This window comes from Erwinia sp. Leaf53, assembly GCF_001422605.1.
Lineage (GTDB): Bacteria > Pseudomonadota > Gammaproteobacteria > Enterobacterales > Enterobacteriaceae > Erwinia.
In genome coordinates this window covers 214,133-235,899 of the sequence record NZ_LMLK01000012.1, presented here as the reverse complement: position 1 = coordinate 235,899, position 21,767 = coordinate 214,133, and the positions used below count along the sequence as shown (strand labels likewise).

The window sequence follows — 21,767 nt, the reverse complement described above, 5'->3', positions numbered from 1 at the left end:
GAGCCCGCTCCCCCCTACTTCGCCAGCCTGTCCAGCAGCTTCTGATGAATACCGCCAAAGCCGCCGTTGCTCATCACCAGAATGGTGTCGCCCGGCTGGGCTTTTCTGGCAATCATCTCCACCAGCGCATCAATATCCGCACTCCAGTGGGCCGGCTGCACGCAGGCTTCTGCCACCTCAGACACCTGCCATGGAATGTGGTGCGGCTGGAACAGGAACACTTCGTCGGCGCGCCCGAGCGACGGGGCCAGATCGACCTTATTCACGCCCATCTTCATGGTATTGGAGCGCGGCTCCAGTACCGCCAGGATACGCGCGGTGCCGCCAACTTTGCTGCGCAGCGCCGCCAGCGTGGCCAGAATGGCGGTCGGGTGGTGGGCAAAGTCATCATAGACCTTGATGCCTTTGCTTTCGCCGCGCAGTTCCAGCCGGCGACGGGCGTTGATAAAGCTGTCCAGCGCCCGGCCGGCGTCTTCCGGCTTCACGCCAACGTGACGGGCGGCGGCAATCGCCATCAGCCCGTTATGCATGTTGTGTTCGCCCACCAGCGACCAGTTCACCTCGGCCACCCGCTCCCCCGCCAGCCACACTTCCCAGCGTGAGGCGTCTGCGTTGAGCTTTTTCGCCTGCCACTGGCCGTGTTCACCTGCCAGCTCCTGCTCGCTCCAGCAGCCCATCGCCAGCACCTGTTTCAGGTTCGTGTCGCTCTCCGGCAGGATGATTTTGCCCTGCCCGGGCACGATGCGCACCAGATGATGGAACTGCTTCTGGATCGCCCGCAGGTCGTCAAAGATATCGGCGTGATCGAACTCAAGGTTATTGAGGATCAGCGTACGCGGCGCGTAATGCACAAACTTGGAACGTTTGTCGAAGAACGCACAGTCGTACTCATCGGCCTCGATCACAAAGAACGGGCTGTTGCCCAGCTGTGCCGACACGTCGAAGTTGCCCGGCACGCCACCGATAATGAAACCGGGTTCATAGCCGCACGACTGTAAAATCCATGCCGCCATGCCGGCGGTAGTGGTCTTACCATGGGTGCCGGCCACCGCGATAACCCAGCGGTCACGCAGCACAAAATCGTGCAGCCACTGCGGGCCGGAGAGGTACGGAATATTGCGTTCCAGCACCGCTTCCACGCAGGGATTACCGCGGGTCATCGCGTTGCCGATGATCACCAGGTCCGGTGCCGGATCGAGCTGGGATACATCAAAACCCTGAATTAAATCAATGCCCTGCTTTTCCAGCAGGGTGCTCATCGGCGGGTAAACATTGGCATCAGAGCCGGTGACGTCATGTCCCTGGGCACGCGCCAGCATCGCCAGACCGCCCATGAAGGTGCCGCAGATACCGAGGATGTGAATACGCATAAAAAGTCCGTTCCTTTAAAGTTCGCCGCACAGTGTACCGCTGCCATCGTGCGGAAGAAACGGATTTACCCTATGTTCTTTAGCGTTCAATCGGCTAAACTGCGTGCACATACGTAGGCACTCTGTTAACCAGGCTGCCACTCCTCCGCAGATTCAGGGATTGTGTTATGAAAACGTTGGGCGAATTCATCGTCGAGAAGCAACACGACTTTCCACATGCTACCGGTGAACTGACCGCTTTAATCTCCGCAATTAAGCTGGGCGCTAAGATCATCCACCGCGATATCAACAAAGCCGGCCTGATTGATATTCTCGGCGCCAGCGGCGCAGAGAACGTGCAGGGTGAACAGCAGATGAAGCTGGACCTCTACGCCAACGAAAAGCTGAAGGCGGCACTGAAGGCGCGCGGCATCGTTGCCGGCATCGCGTCTGAAGAAGAAGATGAGATCGTGATGTTTGAAGGTGTGGAAAACGGCAAGTACGTGGTGCTGATGGACCCGCTCGACGGCTCTTCGAATATCGACGTAAACGTTTCCGTTGGTACCATCTTCTCGATCTACCGCCGCATTACGCCGGTGGGCACGCCGGTCACGGAAGCCGATTTCCTGCAGCCGGGCAGCCAGCAGGTCGCCGCCGGTTACGTGGTGTACGGCTCATCCACCATGCTGGTTTACACCACCGGTAAGGGCGTACACGCCTTCACCTACGATCCGTCGCTGGGCGTATTCTGCCTGAGCGCCGAGAAGATGACCTTCCCGGAGAAGGGTTACACCTATTCGATCAACGAAGGCAACTACATCCGCTTCCCGCAGGGCGTGAAGAAATACCTGAAGTACTGCCAGGCGGAAGATGAGGCTACCCATCGCCCATATACCACCCGTTATATCGGCTCGCTGGTGGCAGACTTCCACCGCAACCTGCTGAAGGGCGGCATCTACCTCTACCCGAGCACCGCCAGCCACCCGAAAGGCAAGCTGCGCCTGCTGTATGAGTGCAACCCGATGGCCTTCCTCGCCGAGCAGGCGGGCGGTAAAGCCACCGACGGTAAAAACCGTATTCTCGATCTGCAGCCGTCCGCGCTGCACGAACGCTGCCCGTTCTTCACCGGCAACGAAGATATGGTCAATGACCTTGAGCGCTTCCTGCGCGAGTACCCGGACAACTGATTCCGGACGGGCGGCCTGCGGGTCGCCCGGCATCTTCCTGCCTGACCAACCACTACTGCCTGCTTAACCGACCAGCTGCCGGGCTCCTGCTTCCTGACATCGCTATCATCATGCATTACGCCCGATAAAGGCGATACGTCAGCTTCGCCTTTATCGGGCTACGGGACCTGTCAGGCCACCTTAAACACCGCCATGGTCTCTACCAGCTGACGCGCCTGCTCTTCCAGCGACTGGGTGGCCGCCGCCGCTTCTTCCACCAGCGCGGCGTTCTGCTGCGCCACCTCGTCCATCTGCGTTACCGCCTGATTGACCTGCTCAATGCCGTTACGCTGCTCGTCGGAGGCGCTGGAGATCTCCTTCATCAGCGTGGTCACCCGCATCACTTCGCTGGAGATCTCATCCATCGTCTCGCCGGCTTTGGTGGCCATGCTGTTGCCTTCGTTGACCCGCGCCTGTGAATCACCGATCAGCGTGCGGATCTCTTTGGCTGCGGTGGCGCTGCGCTGCGCCAGCGTGCGAACCTCATTGGCGACCACCGCAAAGCCCCGCCCCTGTTCACCGGCGCGTGCGGCCTCCACCGAGGCGTTCAACGCCAGGATATTGGTCTGGAAGGCAATGCCGTCAATCACTTCGAGAATGTCACCGATGCGCTGCGAGCTGTTGGTGATCTCGGCCATTTTTTCCATCACGTAGCACACTACTTCCGCGCCGCGGTCGGCTGTATCAGAGACCGAACGCGCCAGCTGGTGAGCCTGACGGGCATTCTCGGCGTTCTGCTGCACGGTGGCGGTGAGCTGCTCCATGCTGGCGGCGGTCTCTTCCAGCGAAGCGGCCGACTCTTCGGTACGCTGCGACAGGTTGAGGTTGCCGGCGGCCAGTTCGCGGCTGCCGACGTCAATCTGCAGGCTGGCGTCACGCACCTGGCTGACCGAGTTCAGCAGCGACTGCTGCATGCTCGCCAGCGCGGCGTTCAGCCGGCCCAGTTCGTTTTTACCGCCGGCGGGCAGCGGCTGGGTGAGATCGCCGTCGGCGACATATTCCAGGTGTTCAATCGCCCGATCCAGCGGTTGCAGCAGCAGCGCACGCAGCAGCCACCAGGACAGCGCCACCAGCAGCAGGGTCAGCACGCCGCTTACCGCGATCAGCAGCTTCATCAGCCGCTGGTTATGCGCAGCCTGCGCCAGCTGCTGCGCGCTGACCTCGTCTGCGTAGACGTCAAAATCGGCCACCGTGTTGGCAAATGTCACCGCCAGATCGGAGATGTTTCCCTCCAGCAGCGCGTAGTAGCTACCGATGTCCTCTTTTTGCAGTGCGGCGACCAGCGGGGCGATACCGGTATCAAAATAGACCGCATAGCTGGCGGCGATGGCCTCCGCCAGCTTTTTACCGTGAGCGGTCACAGTCCCGGCCTCAATAAATTTCTGCATCTCTTGCTGCGACTTTTCCGCATAGCTGGCGGTGCGTTTGACCGTAGCGGCATAACGATCGTGGCGACCGATCTCCAGCTCCCGTATCGCCTGTGCGGCCGTAGCGCGCGTGCGCAGCAGGGTGCCGTTGGTAATGTAGAGCGCGTTAAGTTCTACCCCCTGAATGCGCTGAATGGCGTCCAGTGATTTGTTGCCTTTGTGAATGGCGGTGATGCCCATTACGCTGACCAGCAGCAGCAGCAGCGTCATGGTGGCCAGTAACACTAACAGCCCGGTGCGGATTGAGATTTTTTTTAGCATGATTATTTTCCCGATTGGTGAGTCTGGTTATTCCTGGTACTAAAAACGACGCAGTTATCGGCAATAAACCAACTTAACTTTATAACTTATGATGATTCTTGAAGGTTAACATACAGATCACATGGACTTCATTGATAAAAAACATGGAAAAATAAGCAAATAGAATTAAATATCGCGATTAACCGTAGAATGATCATCACGTAAAACAACAAATAAAATTAATACTTTATGATTAAGCTAAATCCACTCGTCACCTGAGGCGCTCTGCCGCGTGGTCAGCACAGCCACTGTGCTGACGGGCGCTGACTGACTCAGGAGAGTCTGAAAGGCAGATAAAAGGGGAGTGCAACAGAGGGAGAGATGGCTATAATAGCCGCCACTCAACCTGCAACGATTGAAGGAATTCATCATGAGCCTGAACCACGTGCCAGCTGGCAAAGATCTGCCAGACGATATCTATGTTGTGATCGAGATCCCGGCTAACGCCTCACCGATCAAATACGAAGTCGACAAAGAGACGGGCGCACTGTTCGTTGACCGCTTTATGGCGACGGCGATGTTCTACCCGGCCAACTATGGCTACATCAACAATACCCTGTCGCTGGATGGGGACCCGGTTGACGTGCTGGTGCCAACCCCGTACCCGCTGCAGCCAGGTTCAGTGATCCGCTGCCGTCCGGTGGGCGTGCTGAAGATGACCGACGAGTCAGGCGAAGATGCCAAGGTTGTTGCAGTGCCACACAGCAAGCTGAGCAAAGAGTACGATCACATTAAAGATGTGAACGACCTGCCTGAGCTGCTGCGCGGCCAGATCACCCACTTCTTCGAGCAGTACAAAGCGCTGGAAAAAGGCAAATGGGTGAAGGTTGACGGCTGGGAAGGCGTGGACGCGGCGAAAGCCGAAATCGTCTCTTCCTTCGAGCGTGCTGCGAAGAAATAAGTGCCCGGCGGGCGCCCCGGTGCCCGCGTTAAGGCATTCGCGTCAGGGCTGAGGTTTACCCGGCCCTGACCGCCGCACCGGTTGGTTCCCCACCACCGGGCAGCAGCAGGCAAACCCCGCTGACCTGCTGATAAGGCGCATCGTTTTCTCCCTCATCGTTCAGCTGATAATCCACGCGACAGCGGCGGTTTTCTCCGTTAATCGCGATTTCCAGCGTTCCCTTCACGGGTGAATTCTCCAGATAGATCGTGCCATCATCCAGTACCGTGGTGATGATATTTTGCCGATCGTCCCGTACCAGCCCGCCACGGGGTACGGGTCTGCCGTCCGGCAGACGCAGCGTCAGCAGTACCCGCCGGCTGGTCAGTATGTTGTAGCGGATTCGTTTCACCGACCCGCGCGCCATTGCCAGGCGGTGATGCCCGTTCCCCACGTCACTGTTTTTAGGCAGGCTTTCCGTATCAAGATCGAACATCGCGGGGTGCCAGGCAGGAATATCCGCTGCCAGCGCCAGGCCACGCCAGTCGGTCCAGCTGGTGCCACCGGGGGTACGAACAGCCACGCCCGCCAGCCGTTCGCTCAACTCAATCATGCCGAAAGTCTGCCCGACCGGCTGGGGGGAGAACAGCAGATGGCTGCCGACCAGCGCCATGCCACCGCTGCCGCTGAGCGAGACATTTCCCGCCTGTTCGCTGTTCATGCTGGCGGCCAGCGCCATGCGCGTATAGTGCAGGTTGGCGGAAACGCTCCCCTGAACGGACTGCATGCGCGCCTGCATATCCCGGCCGGACGAGAGGTAATAGGTGCCGTTTTTCCCCAGCGCACCGTCGATCTGCGCACCCAACTGCCCACCGCTGCCTGAGCGGCGATAATAGCTGCTGAAATTCTGCCCGCCGAGCGGCAGGCTGAAGTTGACCGAGAGCTGCCGGTTACTGCTGTTGCCGCGGTTGCGGGAGACGTTAACCGACAGCATGGCCTTTCTGAAGGGGAGGCTCCATGACAGCATATCGTAACGGGAAATACCGTTATCCCCGAAGCGACTGCTGGCAGAGTAGCTGTAAGAGAAGTAGCCTGCCGACGGGCTGTTCCAGCCAGCCGAGAGCCTGTACTGCAGATTGTCGTTTTCATATCGCTCAGCAAGGCGGGCGCTGGCCGTGGCGAGGGATACAAATCCTGGCGTATTTTTACTGACGCTGGCATTGAAGGAGAGCGAGGACGTCAGGCTGTAGCTGCCTGACAGCGACAGCTGCATGCTGCTGGTATGCTGCTGCCTGTCATTCGCCGCAACAATTTGCGCGGCCAGCTGCGCCCCCTGTAGCACCGGCCCGGCCAGCGAGGCCCCCAGTGACTGATACATTTTCGTTAACAGCAGCCCGCTTTGCAGCGACAGGCGACGAACCTGCCAGTTCTGATTCAGAGTTAGCAGTGCCGGGACGCCGCTCCCCGACTCCCCGGCCTGGTTCAGCCGCCCGGCGGCGATTGACAGCCCCCGGTTTCCGGAAGGGTTAACCCGCATCGCGCTGGCGGGCACGGTGAAACGCTGCTGATGGCCATCGGTTTCCAGCACCGTGACGTCCAGGTCGCCGTTCAGATTGTGCAGTGGAATGCCGTTTAAATGAAACGGCCCCGCAGGCACCAGCGTGCTGAACACCAGTGCGCCATACTGACGGACCTCAACCCGGGCCTGCGAGGTGCCGGCAATGCCCTCAATGCTGCCGCTTTCGCTGCTGTCCTTTTCCAGCCCCCGATCCGGAATGACCTGGATACCGTCAATCTCTCCCAGCGAGAACAGCGTATTGCTGACGCCGATTTGCCCAAACTGAATCCGCTTGCGCCAGCCGGGAACGGGGCGTTCGGCATACAGCGTTCCCCGGTTAATATTTACCTTTCCCCGATCTTCATTCAACTGCTGACGGCCACGCAGCATCCAGTTGGCCATATTGATGCCATCTTCCAGCATCAGGTAGCTGTAGCGGCTCTGCCTGCCGCGCACGCGGCTGACGCCGCTGTAATAGTTATAGTTAAGCAGCGCGCCATGCCCCCCCATCTCCCCACTGTACTGTGGCTCATCCGCCAGCGCCTGCTGCGGTACCACAATACTGAGCGCCAGCTTTTGCGGGTCGGCTTTGAGGTTAAAACCGGGCTGCTGCGACAAATCAATACAGCCTGGATCAGCCAGCTGTGCGGGTTGCTTCAGCCCAAGCTGGTCAATTAAGTCGGGGGTAAAACAGATCTGCCCCTGTCGGCCAGTCATCACCCGCTGCGAACTTTTCAGCTCTCCGTTCACGCTGATATCCAGCAGGTTTTCACCCGCAGGCAAAGCGTTCGCCTGATTGAGGGAGCTGAGAATGTCAGGATCGATCCCACGGGCTCGCAGGATCTGCGCGGCTCTGGACTGTTTTTTTTCGTTTTCATCTGCAGCAACCTTTGCCGACAACAGCAGGCTCGCGACCAACAGCATCAGCTGACCGAGTCGCTTAAGCTGCCGGCATTGCAGGGCAGGCATCAATCAGCGGCCAGTGGCGATCGGCTGTTCCACCTCTCCGGCCTTAAAGCCATAATCAGACAGCGTTGCAAAGCGCACTTTACTGGCGGCCAGCGGCGCGTTTGCTGCAGCCAGGGAAAGAGTCAGCTTTTGCCCGGGCAGGAGATAGCCCTGCGGCAACTGCACGCTCTTCACGGCGGGCAGCACCGTGATATCCTGCCCCATTCTGACCACGTAAGCGCCGGGGTTGTGCACCGTTAATTGTCCGTTACTCAGGGACCAGTTCAGCGCTTTCCAGGGTTCTGGATTTTCCGGCAAGCCACGCGGATGAATAATCACCGGCAGGTTCTGGCGAATATTGACGTCAACGCGGTTTTGCCCGGCATCATCAACCAGCGGAATCCCCTCAAAGGTGACACGTTTCAGGTGTTCGGTGGTTAATGGCCCTTCGGTGGTCAAAATAAAACGTACCCGCTGTATACCCCCAGCGGCCACACGCACCACCGGCTGAGTCACCACCAGTCGGGGCTTTTTGTCATCCGCCAGGTCAATGACCTTAACGTAAAGTAACGCATCTTTGTCATCGGTATTGGTCACATTGATGCTGCCGCCACCGGCCGACTCATTAATTAACACCATCGACGTTTGCGGTTGCATTACTGCGCTGGCGGGGAACAGGCTGAAGAGGGTCAGCAGTGACAGAATCTGTGAGAGTGAAAAGCCGGGCATCTTATTCCTCCATGAGCGGTAAAAAAACCGGCATGAACTCAGTGAATCATGCCGGTGGTGGGAGTTACATATAAATAACTTCGAACGTGGTGCTGCCATTCAGATTAATACTGCTCTGCACGCCATTTTTGCCCACTGGCGCAATAGAAGGCTTAACCTCAAGCGAATAAACTTTGTTTGATACCGCTTTACGTTCCGTGTCACTGGCTAAGTCCATACCGGAAACAGGAACCAGCTGTGCGTTTTTGAAATAATAGCCGCTCTCATCAGTGACAAATTTCCAGATATTATCGGGCTGCAGCGAATACGCTTTCTGAACCTGCTGATCTTCCACGCTGCTGCTATCCCGGTCAAGCTTGATGGTGTAGACGCCGATAGCTTTACCATTCGCATCGTTACCGAGGCTAAACAGGGTCTCTTTGTTGGCACCCGGCTTTTCAGCCACCGCGCCACTGTTATCCACCGCGCGAATACCATAGTAGGATGCACCATCGCACCCAACGGTGACCCGGGTTTTTTCCGCTTTCAGATCGGTAAATTTGTCTTTACTTAGCGAGCCGGGGTTGATGTTATTGAATGAGAGAGCCCCCTCAAGGCTGATGTTACAGGAAGGCGGCAGAATGGTGCCCTGTACCTTCATGGTCGCTTTAGCACCGGTAACCATTCCCTCGGCCATTGCGGCTCCGGAAGCCATCATCCCGCCCATCAGCACCGCGATTAGCGTAATTTTTTTCATTGCATATTCCTTTATCTGATTAACGACGTAGCTTGCAGGGAAATAATTCCCTGTCAATACAGTCAGCTAAGATCCGGATCGACAACATGATAATATTGTTAACCCTGCTTATGTTCTGACACGTGCCTGCCAATATAAAAAGACAACAGGCATCCGCAGAATCCACAAGAATAATAAACACACCACACCGTAAAGCAATTGGATGTTTTGCTATTTATCAAAAGCAAACTAATAGCACAAAAGTCAGCGTAATTTAATAATTACAAATGTCGCATAAAAATATAATACAGATCAATATTCTGTTTTTTATTTTCAAAAGTAAAAATCTGCACTACTTACGACCGGGAGAGAGCGCCATAAAAAAAACACCGCACAAAGCGGTGTTTCCGTATTGTAACGACGTCTGACTACAGTCAGACGTTTTCCCGATCCCGCTGCAGCCAGTCGCCGCTACCGATGCGTTGCCTGCCCGCTACCGATCGCTGATAGACATACAGCCAGGCGCTGCCGTACGGCGTTTGCAGCAGCTCCCGTTTGTACTCCCCGCCCTTGCTGCGCAGCGCATCCAGCTCGCCCAGCGTTGACGCATCAATCCGGTAAACTTCGCAGTAAACCTGACCGTCCCCGGGAACCACCCCAGGGTAATGGCCCAGACTGTAAAGTTCGTAACCGTCGATCAGATGATCGCCCAGCCACTGCCCGTTCGTCATCCAGTGACTGTTGCCCTGCTTACGTCGCAGGCTGCCATAGACAATTATTCGCATTGCTAGAACTCGAACTGATAGAGCACATCCAGCGCCTGGTCGATACCAGACACGGCTTCCAAATAGAGTTTAGGCATCAGGCGATAACGTAACGTTAAGGTCGCCAGTGAATCAAAGATGCCAACACCGTATTTTACCTGTAGACCCGGCAGCACATAGCCGCTGACCTGCACCTGCTGGCTGTCGCCAACCCCTGCAGTGTCCAGCGCCAGATTGCTGACGCCGAAGGTCTCACCGATTTTACCCACAATCTGCCCACTTTGTGCAACCCCCAATCCCACTAATGCTGAGGTTAATGCATCGCTGTCGCTGCCGGAGGCGTTCAGCCCCTGGCCTCTGAGCAGATAAGAGAGCGCTTCCTGCTGCGACATCGCCGGATCAGAGAAGACTTCCGCCTTCGGCTCGTCGGCCAGCCCGGTGACACGCACCCCGGCGGTGACGTCATCTTCCGTCGCTTCCGGATTACGGATCGCCTCGATATTCAGGTAAGGCTGGTCCGGCGGCCCGGCAAACTGCAGCTCGCCTTTACGCACGATCAGGTCCTGACCGTACGCGTGGAAGCGGCCGGACGGGATGTTGATCTGGCCATTCAGCCCAAGCCCGCGCTTGTCCTGCACCAGCTTCAGGTCGCCGTTCAGCTTCGCTTTCAGGCCGAAAGCGCTCAGGCGTACGTCGTCACCCACATGGATAATCAGGTTGCTGTTGATCGGGATCGCCGTCGACTTCGGTGCGATCGGCTTCAGCTGCGGGTCCAGCAGCACTTCGTCGGCGGAGACGCCCACCGCGCTCTCCGGCACCTCCTGCACGGTGATGCGCGCCCAGGGGATATCCACCCGGCCGTCGAGGTTGAACAGCGACGGCGTGGCCTCAAACACCAGGTCCGGCGACACGTCCATGCGCACCATCGGCGGCACCGTGACGCGGATTTTCTGGCCTTTGGCCGCCACCCGCGCCCGCCAGTTATCCAGCTGGCTCCAGTCGGCGTCGCCGTTCAGCGCAATCTGCCCCTGAGAGGTCTGAATCACTCCTTCGAGCGTCGAGCTCATGCCATTAAACAGCATGCTCAGGTTAGCAGTGGTGAGATCCACCGGCATAAAGCTGCCTTCAACGTCGACGTTGCGCAGCCCCAGCTGGCCGAACACCTGCGGCCGCTGCAGGTTACCGCCCAGCCGCAGGTTGCTGTTCAGTACCCCGGCGACCTTCTCGCCGCGCATCAGCGCCGGATTGAGCATCGCCAGCGACAGGCTGGTGATATTGACGTTGCCGGAAAGGGCGCGCCGCCCCTGCGGATCGGCGATCTGCACGTTGCCGTCGAGCTGGCCGTTACCGGCGATGCGGATCAGCCAGTCGAGCTGCGCCTGGCCATTTTTCAGCGCGGCGTTAAGGTTCAGCGTATTAAAGGCCACCGGCAGCGTATTGCCCTGCACGTCCTGCGCCAGCTTCACGCCGTTGCCTTTCAGCGACACGCGCCCGGTTGGCAGCCTGCCGTCGGCGGTCCAGCTGACGTCGGCATCGCCACTGAAGCCGCCGTTGACCTGGGTGCCTTCCGGCATAAACGGCTTGATCATCGCCAGGTCGAAGCGTTCCAGCACCACGCGGGCGTGGCCGGACGGGCCGGCCTCCACCGTCTGCGGCACGCACAGCTGCGCATTGGGGTTCTGCCAGCAGTGCGGGCCGATCGACACCGTCTGCTTCGCGTTAAGGTAATCCAGCGCGATCGCGCGGGTCAGCCGCCACTCGCCCACCGGCGTATCGAAGCGGGTGTTGTTCAGTTGCCCCTGCCAGCGCTGGGCGGCACGGTCAAAACTGCCGCTTAAGGCCAGCTGACCGGAGACCGGCTCACCCTGCAGGTTCAGCTTCAGCTGGTGCTGTTTCTCGCTGCCGCTGGCGTCGAGGGTCAGCAGGTTCACCGCCAGCGCATCCTGCTTCAGCTGCTCCACGCGCAGTTTGAGCTTGCCCTGGATCTGTTCGCCGGAGCTGACGTCGCCGTCAAGCTTGATGCGGCCGACGCGCAGCGCCTGCCAGCGCAGCCCGCTGGCGGTGAGGTCCGCCAGCAGCTGCGGCGTTTTCAGATCGCCACGGGCGCGGATCGTCCCTTTCGCCACGCCACCAAGGCCCGGCAGCGCGTTATCCAGATGCTGCGCGTCGATGTCGGCGTCCAGATTCAGCTTATCGCCCAGCGAACCTTTCAGGCTGACGTTGTTGCGCCCCAGAATCAGCTTAATGCCGGGAATATCCCACTGGTTATAGCTGTTGCCGTACAGGGTGCCGTCGGCGCTCACCGCGTTATTACGCACGTTGCCGCGCAGCCTGAGCTCCGGGACGCGCATCTGCCAGCTGCCGCCGTACAGGCTGCCGCGGGTGGTGATTTTGCCCTCCAGCTTCGCCGGCCAGTCCGGGTACTGTTTCGCGGTATTGATGCCGTTCAGCTGCAGTTCGCTGCGCCAGCTGATGGCTTTACTCCAGTCCACCAGCGCGCTGAGATCGGCGGTGCCCTGCAGCGCCGCCAGCCGCAGCTTCTCAAGGTTAAACTGTTCGACGTTGCCTTTGCCGTTCAGCGTCACGGTGGCCGGTGGCAGCCCCTGTCCCTGCAGTGCCGCCTTCAGCGACAGCGCATAGTCCGTCACTTTGCCCTTAAAGCTGAAGCTGAAGTTATCCGCCGCCATCTGCGCCTCGCCGGCCAGCGGCCAGCGCAGCTGCGGGCTTTGCAGCGTCATATTCAGCGGCAGACCGGCTTCCGCCAGCCGGGTATCGGCATCCAGCTGCGCGCGCAGCGGGCCGGAGAGATTCAGCGCCAGCGTCAGCGTTTCACGCAGGTTGCCGTCAAGGGCCATTTTGATCTTCTGCCCTTTAATCGGATCAAAATTCAGCGCGCTGTTCAGATTAAAGCTGACCGGCCAGTTCCCGCTCAGCGTCGCCTTACCGCTGGCATTGAGCTGCCCCTGCGGTGAGTCGACGTCAAAGGTTTGCAGCTGCAGCTGGTCGTTAACGGTATCCGCCCTGACCAGCAGGCGGTTAACGGTGATATCGGTGTCGCCGGTCAGGCGCAGCTGCTCGCCGAGGATCTGCTGCACACTGAGATCCAGCGGCAGGCTGAACTGCGGCAGATCGGGCAGCAGCGGTTTGGCAAACATCGCCTGCAGCGTTTCGCCCAGCGGCTTTTCATCCGGCTGCGGGTTCTGCACCTTCGGCTGTACCACCTGCTCATCGGCAACGATCGCCGCCTTCGGCAGTGCGATCAGTAATCCCTGAATATGGGTTGGCGTCAGCGTCAGGGAGCGTCCCTGCCAGCTCATGCCACTGGTAAAATCGGCCAGTGACACCGCGGTATCGTCGATTTTGACGTTGATATTGTGCAGCGCGATGCGCTTCAGGCTCAGCGGGTACGGCGTGCTGAAGTCACCGCTGCTCTGCTGCTCTTCCGGCTGTTCTGCCGCCGGCGACAGCTTGCTGCTGTCCACCACCACGTTGACGTCTTTCAGCGACAGGTCGTTGATGCAGAAAGCGCTGTTCTTCAGGCAGCTGAGCTGCACGGCGAGGTGGAACTCCCCGGCGCTGACCGCCACGCCCGGCATCTCATACTTTACGCCTTTAAGCGTCAGGTTACGCCAGCCGCCGTCCACCTGCTGGATCGCCAGCCCCGGAACCCAGCGCGCCGCGGAATTCAGCACCAGATGTAAGCCACTGGTGGTGCCGATTAAGAACGCCACGCCGCCCAGCAGCAGTACGATAAAAATCAGAATGCCAGTCAGGCCCTTTTTCCACCACTTCATAGTTCAGGCCCCAGTCCAATGTAAAACTGAATGTCACGATCGTCCCTGTCACCGATTGGCCGGGCGATATCGACCTTAATCGGCCCCACCGGTGATTGCCAGCGCACGCCGAAGCCGGCACCGGTCTTAACGTTGCTCTGCTTGATATCGTTTACCGCTTCACCGGAATCGACAAACACCGCCCCCCACCACTTGCCGGTGACGTTGTACTGATACTCCAGCGAGCCGGTAGCCAGTTTGGAGGCACCGGTCAGCTTGCCTTCATCGTCACGCGGGGAGATGCCCTTGTATTTGTAGCCGCGAATGCTGCGATCGCCACCGGCGAAGAAACGCAGGTCCGGCGGCACTTTCTCGAAGTTGTTGGTCTCGATCCAGCCGAGATTGCCGCGCACCACAAAGCGGTGCTTCTCTTCCAGGGTGCGGATCCAGACGTTCTGCGCCTGCATCACCGCGAAATCGACGTCAGAGCCCCAGGTGGTGTCGGAGACGTCCAGCGAGTAGCGCTGCGAATCCCCCCAGTCCGGCATCAGCCCGCCGCGCGAGCGGGTACGGTTAACGCTGACGCCAGGGTAGATCAGCATGGTGGTGTTGGTGACTTTACCCTGGGTAAAGTGGTCGAGGCTCCAGCGCAGGTTAATGGCGCGCTGCCAGCCGCTGGAGCTGTCCCAGTAGCGTGAGCCGGCCAGGGTGGTGGAGTCGGATTTGGTGTCGTTGAGGTCGGTGCGTTTCACCCCGCCCTGCACCAGGTAGTACTGCTCAAGCGGGCTTTTACGCAGCGGCATTTTGTAGCTGAAATCCAGCTGCTGCTCGGGCGCAGAGATATTGGCGCTGGTGGAAAAGCTGTGACCACGATCGTTGACCCAGGGTTTTTTCCAGGTGGCCTTCACCCGCGGGCCGACGTCGGTGGAGTAGCCCACGCCGGTTTCAATGGTATTCTCGGTACGCGGCGACATCACGCCATGTAGCGGCAACACTTTGCTGTTACGCGCTTGTTTAAAGTCCGGTGCCACCACCACCGAGTTAAACCAGCCGGTGGCCGACAGGCGGCGGTTCATCTCCGCCAGATCGCGTGAGTTGTAGTAATCACCCTGCTTGAACGGCACCAGGTTTTGCAGATAGTCTTCGCGGATCTGCGACCCTTCAAAGGTCACTGCGCCAAAGCGGTAACGCTGCCCGCTGTCATAGTCGATATCCCAGAACGCTTCACGCCGTTCCACTGCCACGCCGAGCTGGCTCTTTTTAAAATCGCCGTCAAAGTAACCTTTGCGCAGAGCCATATTACTCAGCGAACTTTTAAACTTATCGTATTTGCCGTGGTTGAGGATGCTGCCGATGGCCGGTTTGCCGTCGCGTACCAGCTGCTGGTAGTCGCTGTCCGTCCGCGCATCACCGCGCAGGATGATGGTTTCTCCGGCGATCTTTACCGGTTCCCCGGCGCTGACTCTGGCCAGCAACACGGGACGGCCGCCTTTGGCCGGAGCGGGCAACAGTTCGAAGTCTATCTGCGGCTCATAGTAGCCCAGCGCCTTCAGCCCCTGTTTGATCGCGTCACTGACCCTTGCGCGAAAGCGACCGTCGGCGTTCACTTCATCGCTGCTGATGGTGGACAAACGTGCCCTGACGTTTTTTTGTAACTCTGCGGATAATCCGGTGACCTGCAAACGCACGTTGGCCGCCTGAGCGGCCGGTGCGGCGATCAGCAGGCCACAGATGCAATAGATTGGAAATCTCGGCACGCGTGCTCCCCTGTGTTATGCCAGCCCGCACTCCGCCGGGCCCACCCTGGTAACTATAAAGTAGCTTAATGTGCGCTACGGATTGGCAAAAATGACGATAAGTGATGAAAAAAAGCTGAGGATCGGCAATCCGGTTAAATTAACGCAAATTAGCTGAATATTGTCGGCGAAACCCCACAGGGTTACAACCCCGGTTAAGGTCAGCGATTAATGCCGCAATTGTAAGCATTCACCGGCAAGGCTATAATCACTGCCGGTGGCTGTTCAACAGCCCCGATAACCCTTCTGCCCCGGCGTTTCAGCCGAACTGGCGCAGACATTTTTGGCACGGATAGCCCTGTAAGCACCATCTATTGCCCGCAGAATCTCGCGCGCTGCCCAGGCCAAAAATGACAAGTACTTAACCCGGCCACGCGTTGCAGCGCAATTTCAATGCAGATTGACGATCGGCGCCGAGCCTTTGTATGGATGTTCTATGTTAGACAGCTTGCTTGTCATCTTACTGCTGATTGCCATCAGCTCATTCTTTTCACTGTCAGAAATCTCTCTGGCGGCCGCGCGTAAAATTAAGCTTAAGCTGCTGGCCGACGAAGGCAACGTCAACGCGCAGCGCGTGATGAAAATGCAGGAAACCCCGGGCATGTTCTTCACCGTGGTGCAGATCGGCCTGAACGCGGTGGCGATCCTTGGCGGTATCGTCGGCGATGCCGCCTTCACTCCGGCTTTTCGTTCCCTGTTTGAGCGCATCGTCGCACCGGAGCTGGCCGAGCGCCTGAGCTTTATCTGCTCATTTACCCTGGTCACCAGCCTGTTTATCCTGTTTGCCGATCTGTTCCCGAAACGTCTGGGCATGATTGCGCCGGAGTCCATGGCGCTGAGGATCATCAACCCGATGCGTTTCTGCCTGTTCCTGTTCACCCCGCTGGTGTGGTTCTTCAACGGCGGCGCCAACATCATCTTCCGCCTGTTTAAGATCCCGCTGGTGCGTAAAGACGATATCACCTCCGACGATATTTACGCGGTGGTGGAAGCCGGCGCGCTGGCCGGCGTGCTGCGTAAACAGGAGCACGCGCTGATTGAGAACGTGTTTGAGCTGGAGTCACGCACCGTGCCGTCGTCGATGACCTCACGCGAGAACGTGGTGTGGTTTGACCTGCATGAAGACGAAACCAGCCTGAAGCAGAAGATTGCCAGCCACCCGCACTCGCGTTTCCTGGTGTGTAACTCAGATATCGATCACGTGGTCGGCTACGTCGATTCAAAAGAGCTGCTGTTACGCGTGCTGGGCAATCAGAGTATGACCCTGAACAGCGGCGTGCAGATCCGTTCGGCGCTGATCGTGCCGGATACGCTGACGCTGTCAGAGGCGCTGGAAAGCTTTAAAGCGGCGGGTGAAGACTTCGCGGTGATTATGAACGAATACGCGCTGGTGGTCGGTATCATCACCCTCAACGACGTGATGACCACGCTGATGGGCGACCTGGTCGGCCCGGGGATGGAAGAGCAGATTGTCGCGCGTGACGAGAACTCGTGGCTGGTTGAGGGAGGAACGCCGATTGAAGACGTGATGCGCGCGCTGGATATCGATCAGTTCCCGCAGTCCGGCAACTATGAAACCATCGGTGGCTTTATGATGTTTATGCTGCGCAAAATCCCGAAGCGTACCGACTTCGTCAAGCTGCAGGGCTATAAGTTTGAGGTGGTGGATATTGATAACTACCGCATCGACCAGCTGCTGGTGACGCGAGTGGATGAGCGTCCGGCCGCGGCAATATTGCCGAAGGCGGCAGAGACCGAAAAGTAAAAGGCGGAAGATTGCGCCCGTAGCCGCACTGAGCGATCGATGCGGCCTGCAGCTGACTCTCTAAAAAGGCACCCACGGGTGCCTTTTTTCACTTTAGTTAAACTCAGACTGCAGACGCAGTACCTGACGGTTAACCTCTGACATCACGCTGTAATGTTGCTTGTCTTTAACACGCGGCACCAGGATTTTGCCCTTATCAAATTCAAATGCCCCGACGTCCTTGATATATAAACGGCCGCGGAACAGGATTTTGACGTACTTTGCCACCTGCAGTGGGTTGTAACGCTGGAAAATTTTCATTCTCTTTCTACTCCTGAATATTGAACGTACGCTTCGTCGCGGCCTAATCGGGCCAGCATCCGTGAAGCGCAAAGTACCTGTACTATAGAACACAGCCAGCGGCGAATGTTCCTAAAATTGAATTTTTTTACTGATTTTACACATCATGACAGAACTCTCTGTTGCCTGACGCTCTGCAACCAGTATAAACCTTCAGTTAAAAGGGATTTGTGCGGCAGCTAGCAAAGCTGACACTTCGCTGCGACAGGCGCATCATCCGCACTTATTATTGCAGTGATATGACCAACTGGTCGGATCACACAAACAGTGGAGCTTCCATGATGAGTGCATCGCGTTTTACCGCCCTTCTCTGCCTGTTACTGCCGCTCGGCGTTGCGGCCCACAACTTCCATACCGGCCAGCGCGTGGCCCCGGTCGGTATCGCCGATCGCGGAGAACTGCTGTGGCAACATGATAAGTTTAGCTATAAAAACTGGAACAGCGCGCAGTTACCCGGAAAAGTTCGCGTGCTTCAACATATTGCCGGCCGCTCTTCCGCTAAAGAGCAGAACGCCGCGTTGATCGAGGCGATTAAAGCGGCAAAGCTGCCGCACGATCGTTATCAGACCACCACCCTGGTCAACACCGATGACGCCATTCCCGGCACCGGCATGTTTGTGCGCAGCAGCATTGAGGGCAATAAGCAGCAGTTCCCCTGGTCACAGTTTATCGTCGACAGCAACGGTGCAGCCAGGCAGGCGTGGCAGCTGAATGAAGGCGGTTCGGCGATCGTGGTGCTGGATAAGCAGGGGCAGGTGCAGTTTGCCAAAGACGGCGCGCTGACTCAGGACGAGGTTAAGCAGGTGATGGCATTACTGCACAAACTGCTGGAATAAGAAGCCGCTGCTCTGAAAAGACGCTACTCCCGGAAGCTGCGGCAGAACGGGCAGGAATTACCCTCTGACGTTTGCTAAAATCAGCCACTGCGCAGAGGCTGCAGGGTGCTTAGCGCCGGGACTGAGTACCGCATCATCTCGCTGGCGATAAAGGCCAGGCGTTTCTGGCAGCCTGAATAAGGCCGCCAGAGGTATCCGATCGGTGCCAGTCAGAAGATCGACACGCGGAAGCCCGGATTGAGGAACGACTCGCGCGGGGTGTAATCCAGCGTGTTGCCCTGCCAGTCGGTGACGTGCGCCCCGGCGGCCAGCGCCACGGCGTGGCCGGCACCGGTATCCCAGATATTGGTCGGTCCGAAGCGCGGATAGAGCTGCGCTTCGCCTTCGGCCACCAGGCAGAACTTCAGAGACGAACCGATGGCGGTGGTCTGATGCTCGCCAAGCTGGCTGAGATACTCCTTCAGCTCCAGATCCTTGTCGGCGTGGGAACGGCTGATGACGACCAGCGGCGGATGCGCCTCACGCACCCGGATGCGCGTCTTCTCACCGTTGGCCTCTTTCCACGCGCTGCCCCCGGCCGCCGAGTACATCACGTCCGTCACCGGCGCATACACCACGCCCAGCACCGGCTTACCGCCCTCGATCAGCGCGATATTGACGGTGAACTCGCCGTTACGCTTGATAAACTCCTTGGTGCCGTCCAGCGGATCGACCAGCCAGTAGCGCTGCCAGTGCTGACGCACCTCCCAGCTCGCCGGATCCTCTTCTGACAGTACCGGCAGCTCCGGGGTCAGCGCCTGCAGCCCGGCCATAATCACCTGATGTGCGGCGATATCGGCGGCGGTTACCGGCGAATCATCCGACTTGTGCGCTACGTCCAGCGGCGCCTGGCCGTTATAGACCTGCATAATCGCCACGCCTGCGTCACGCGCCAGCTGGCAGATGTTATCTAACATGTTGACCTCCCGATAGCCTGATAGGATGCGGCATCATCGCCGTGCGCTCATCGATCGCGGGTGAGCCACTGGCCGGCGCAACGCTGCACGGCCTGCGCTTTGTGATGCCGTTAATTATCAACAGCATAACCCAGAACATGAGGCAGAGACATTTTTTCTGCCGTCATCCGCACTATGGCTTCAGCCGCCCGATGCAGATGAAAAACCTGCATTCCATCACGTTTTCCACTGACGACTCAACACAGTTTCACACTATTCTGCGATGGTTATACCAGTTTGCCGAATCACAAAAAGGGAGAAACCATGTTCAGACCTTGCATCACGCTCAGCGCTCTGCTGGTCAGCAGCACGCTGCACGCCGCCACGGTGGATTTTCGCATTATGGAAACCACCGATCTGCACAGCAATATGATGGATTTTGACTACTACAAGGACACCGCTACCGATAAGTATGGCCTGGTGCGCACCGCCACGCTAATCCACCAGGCGCGCGCGCAGGTGGCTAACAGCGTGCTGGTGGATAACGGCGATATCATCCAGGGCAGCCCGCTGGGCGACTACGTGGCGGCCAAAGGGCTGCATGAGGGTGAGGTGCATCCGGTGTATAAGGCGATGAATACGCTGGACTACCGCGTTGGCAACCTCGGGAATCACGAGTTCAACTACGGGCTGGATTACCTGCAAAAGGCCATTAAAGGCGCGCGCTTCCCCTATATCAACGCCAACGTGATTGATGCCGTCAGTAAAAAACCGCTGTTTACCCCGTATCTGATTGAGCCGCTAACGGTGCGGGACCGCGACGGCAAAACGCATACGTTGAAGGTCGGCTATATCGGCTTTGTGCCGCCGCAGATTATGACGTGGGATAAGGCCAACCTCAGCGGCAAGGTGACCGTTGATGATATCACCGCCACCGCGAAGAAGTGGGTGCCGGTAATGCGTGAACAGGGCGCGGATATCGTGATTGCCATCCCCCACTCCGGACTCTCCAGCGAGCCGTATCACGCGCTGGCGGAAAATTCCGTTTACTACCTGAGCCAGGTGCCAGGCATCGATGCGATTATGTTTGGCCACGCCCACGCGGTGTTCCCCGGTGAGGATTTCGCCGGCATCAAGGGCGCGGACGTTAAACAGGGCACGCTGAACGGCGTACCGGCTGTGATGCCCGGCATGTGGGGCGATCATCTTGGCGTGGTCGATCTGGTGCTGAACGATGACGCGGGCCGCTGGCAGGTCAGCTCGGCGCGGGCCGAAGCGCGGCCGATTTACGATCGCGCGGCGAAAAAATCGCTGGCGGCAGAAGATCCGGCGCTGGTGAAGGTGCTGGCCGCCGACCACGACGCCACGCGCCAGTTCGTCGGCCAGCCGATTGGCCGCTCGGCGGCGGTGATGGCCAGCTATCTGTCGCTGGTGCAGGATGACCCGACCGTGCAGATCGTCAACGATGCCCAGGCGGACTATACCCGCAAGGCTGTTCAGGGCGATCCGGACCTGGCGCGGCTGCCGGTACTTTCTGCCGCAGCGCCGTTCAAGGCCGGTGGCCGTAAAAACGATCCGGCCAGCTACGTTGAGGTCGACAAGGGTGCGCTGACCCTGCGCAACGCTGCCGACCTCTATCTCTACCCGAATACGCTGGTGGTGCTTAAGGTCAGCGGCGCGCAGGTCAAAGAGTGGCTGGAGTGCAGCGCCGGGCAGTTTAATCAGATCGATATTCACAACAGCCAGCCGCAGTCGCTGATTAACTGGGATTACCGCACCTACAACTTCGATACCATCGACGGGGTGAACTACCAGATCGACGTGACCCAGCCCGCACGCTACGATGCGGCGTGTCAGTTACGTGATAAGAACGCCTCGCGCATCCGTAATCTGACCTGGAACGGCAAACCCGTCGATCCGGCGGCCTCCTTCCTCGTTGCCACCAATAATTACCGCGCCTACGGCGGCAGCTTTGCCGGTACCGGCGAGCAGCAGGTGGCGTTTGCCTCGCCGGATGAAAACCGTTCGGTGGTGGCCGCCTATATCAGCGCGCAGACTAAAGCCCACGGCGAGGTAAAACCGCAGGCGGATAATAACTGGAAGCTGGCACCGATCGTCAGCAGCACGCCGCTGGATATCCGCTTTGAGACCGCGCCGGGGGAAAAGGCTGCCACCTTTATTAAGAGCCACGCGCAGTATCCGCTGCAGCAGGTGGGCAGCGATCAAAACGGCTTTGCTATTTACCGCATTACGCTGAACTGAGCCTGCACTCCCCCGGACGGGGTAACAACCGGCCCCGTCCCACCTGAAGCCACAGGCCGGTAACCCGGTCAGGCTGCAGACGTGACCGGATGGGGATCCCGCCGGGGATTATCAGAATGGCAGCCGCCGGTAATAAAAAAGCCATCACCGTGAAGACGGTGATGG

General features: G+C 58.5%; 15 protein-coding genes. 5 read left to right on the top strand and 10 right to left on the bottom strand.

Translation table 11 applies throughout. The annotated features are described in order from the left end of the window. Positions 1-14: 14 nt before the first annotated feature. Positions 15-1,370 carry a UDP-N-acetylmuramate:L-alanyl-gamma-D-glutamyl-meso-diaminopimelate ligase gene (mpl, locus tag ASF13_RS09835; RefSeq protein WP_056235480.1) on the bottom strand — a complete coding sequence of 452 codons (1,356 nt, stop codon included), beginning with the start codon at positions 1,368-1,370 and terminating at the stop codon, positions 15-17. Positions 1,371-1,537: 167 nt separating this feature from the next. Between mpl and fbp the strand changes: the two genes are divergently transcribed. Continuing rightward, the gene (fbp, locus tag ASF13_RS09830; RefSeq protein ID WP_056235478.1) at positions 1,538-2,536 is read left to right on the top strand and encodes a class 1 fructose-bisphosphatase; all 999 of its coding nucleotides are present in this window, start codon (positions 1,538-1,540) and stop codon (positions 2,534-2,536) included. Between the two features lie 170 nt (positions 2,537-2,706). Here the strand turns inward: fbp and ASF13_RS09825 are convergent, their stop codons facing one another. Then, positions 2,707-4,263 carry a methyl-accepting chemotaxis protein gene (locus ASF13_RS09825; protein WP_056235476.1) on the bottom strand — a complete coding sequence of 519 codons (1,557 nt, stop codon included), beginning with the start codon at positions 4,261-4,263 and terminating at the stop codon, positions 2,707-2,709. A gap of 409 nt (positions 4,264-4,672) precedes the next feature. Here ASF13_RS09825 and ppa point away from each other — a divergent pair, with 409 nt between their 5' ends. Beyond that, positions 4,673-5,203, top strand: a complete 531-nt coding sequence (gene ppa, locus ASF13_RS09820; protein WP_056235473.1) for an inorganic diphosphatase — start codon at positions 4,673-4,675, stop codon at positions 5,201-5,203. A 55-nt stretch (positions 5,204-5,258) separates the two neighbouring features. Here ppa and ASF13_RS09815 read toward each other — a convergent pair whose 3' ends face one another. The 6 genes from ASF13_RS09815 to ASF13_RS09790 form a co-directional block, all read right to left on the bottom strand. Continuing rightward, complete coding sequence (locus ASF13_RS09815) at positions 5,259-7,664, bottom strand: fimbria/pilus outer membrane usher protein (protein ID WP_158239897.1); 2,406 nt, start codon at positions 7,662-7,664, stop codon at positions 5,259-5,261. A 48-nt stretch (positions 7,665-7,712) separates the two neighbouring features. Then, positions 7,713-8,417 carry a fimbria/pilus chaperone family protein gene (locus ASF13_RS09810; RefSeq protein ID WP_072166342.1) on the bottom strand — a complete coding sequence of 235 codons (705 nt, stop codon included), beginning with the start codon at positions 8,415-8,417 and terminating at the stop codon, positions 7,713-7,715. Between the two features lie 64 nt (positions 8,418-8,481). Further along, complete coding sequence (locus tag ASF13_RS09805; protein WP_056235469.1) at positions 8,482-9,153, bottom strand: type 1 fimbrial protein; 672 nt, start codon at positions 9,151-9,153, stop codon at positions 8,482-8,484. A gap of 413 nt (positions 9,154-9,566) precedes the next feature. After that, positions 9,567-9,917 (bottom strand): gamma-glutamylcyclotransferase, encoded by a 351-nt coding sequence (locus ASF13_RS09800; RefSeq protein ID WP_056235466.1) that lies wholly within the window; start codon positions 9,915-9,917, stop codon positions 9,567-9,569. Between the two features lie 2 nt (positions 9,918-9,919). Beyond that, positions 9,920-13,690, bottom strand: coding sequence for a translocation/assembly module TamB domain-containing protein (locus ASF13_RS09795; protein WP_056235463.1), 3,771 nt, complete (start codon positions 13,688-13,690; stop codon positions 9,920-9,922). Then, positions 13,687-15,426 (bottom strand): autotransporter assembly complex family protein, encoded by a 1,740-nt coding sequence (locus ASF13_RS09790; protein ID WP_056235460.1) that lies wholly within the window; start codon positions 15,424-15,426, stop codon positions 13,687-13,689. Before ASF13_RS09790 ends, ASF13_RS09795 begins: the two co-directional genes overlap by 4 nt. Before the next feature lie 475 nt (positions 15,427-15,901). Here ASF13_RS09790 and ASF13_RS09785 point away from each other — a divergent pair, with 475 nt between their 5' ends. Beyond that, positions 15,902-17,230, top strand: coding sequence for a hemolysin family protein (locus ASF13_RS09785; RefSeq protein WP_056235456.1), 1,329 nt, complete (start codon positions 15,902-15,904; stop codon positions 17,228-17,230). 93 nt (positions 17,231-17,323) lie between these two features. Here ASF13_RS09785 and ASF13_RS09780 read toward each other — a convergent pair whose 3' ends face one another. Beyond that, positions 17,324-17,530 carry a DUF1107 domain-containing protein gene (locus tag ASF13_RS09780; protein ID WP_056235452.1) on the bottom strand — a complete coding sequence of 69 codons (207 nt, stop codon included), beginning with the start codon at positions 17,528-17,530 and terminating at the stop codon, positions 17,324-17,326. A gap of 320 nt (positions 17,531-17,850) precedes the next feature. On the opposite strand from ASF13_RS09780, the gene ASF13_RS09775 reads away from it, so the two are divergent. Beyond that, a complete protein-coding gene (locus ASF13_RS09775) occupies positions 17,851-18,405 on the top strand; it encodes a YtfJ family protein (protein ID WP_056236368.1) in 555 nt (184 codons plus the stop codon). A 209-nt stretch (positions 18,406-18,614) separates the two neighbouring features. Here ASF13_RS09775 and cysQ read toward each other — a convergent pair whose 3' ends face one another. Beyond that, positions 18,615-19,361, bottom strand: a complete 747-nt coding sequence (cysQ, locus tag ASF13_RS09770) for a 3'(2'),5'-bisphosphate nucleotidase CysQ (RefSeq protein WP_056235449.1) — start codon at positions 19,359-19,361, stop codon at positions 18,615-18,617. A 303-nt stretch (positions 19,362-19,664) separates the two neighbouring features. Here cysQ and ASF13_RS09765 point away from each other — a divergent pair, with 303 nt between their 5' ends. Next, positions 19,665-21,602, top strand: a complete 1,938-nt coding sequence (locus ASF13_RS09765; RefSeq protein WP_056235446.1) for a bifunctional 2',3'-cyclic-nucleotide 2'-phosphodiesterase/3'-nucleotidase — start codon at positions 19,665-19,667, stop codon at positions 21,600-21,602. Positions 21,603-21,767 lie beyond the last annotated feature (165 nt).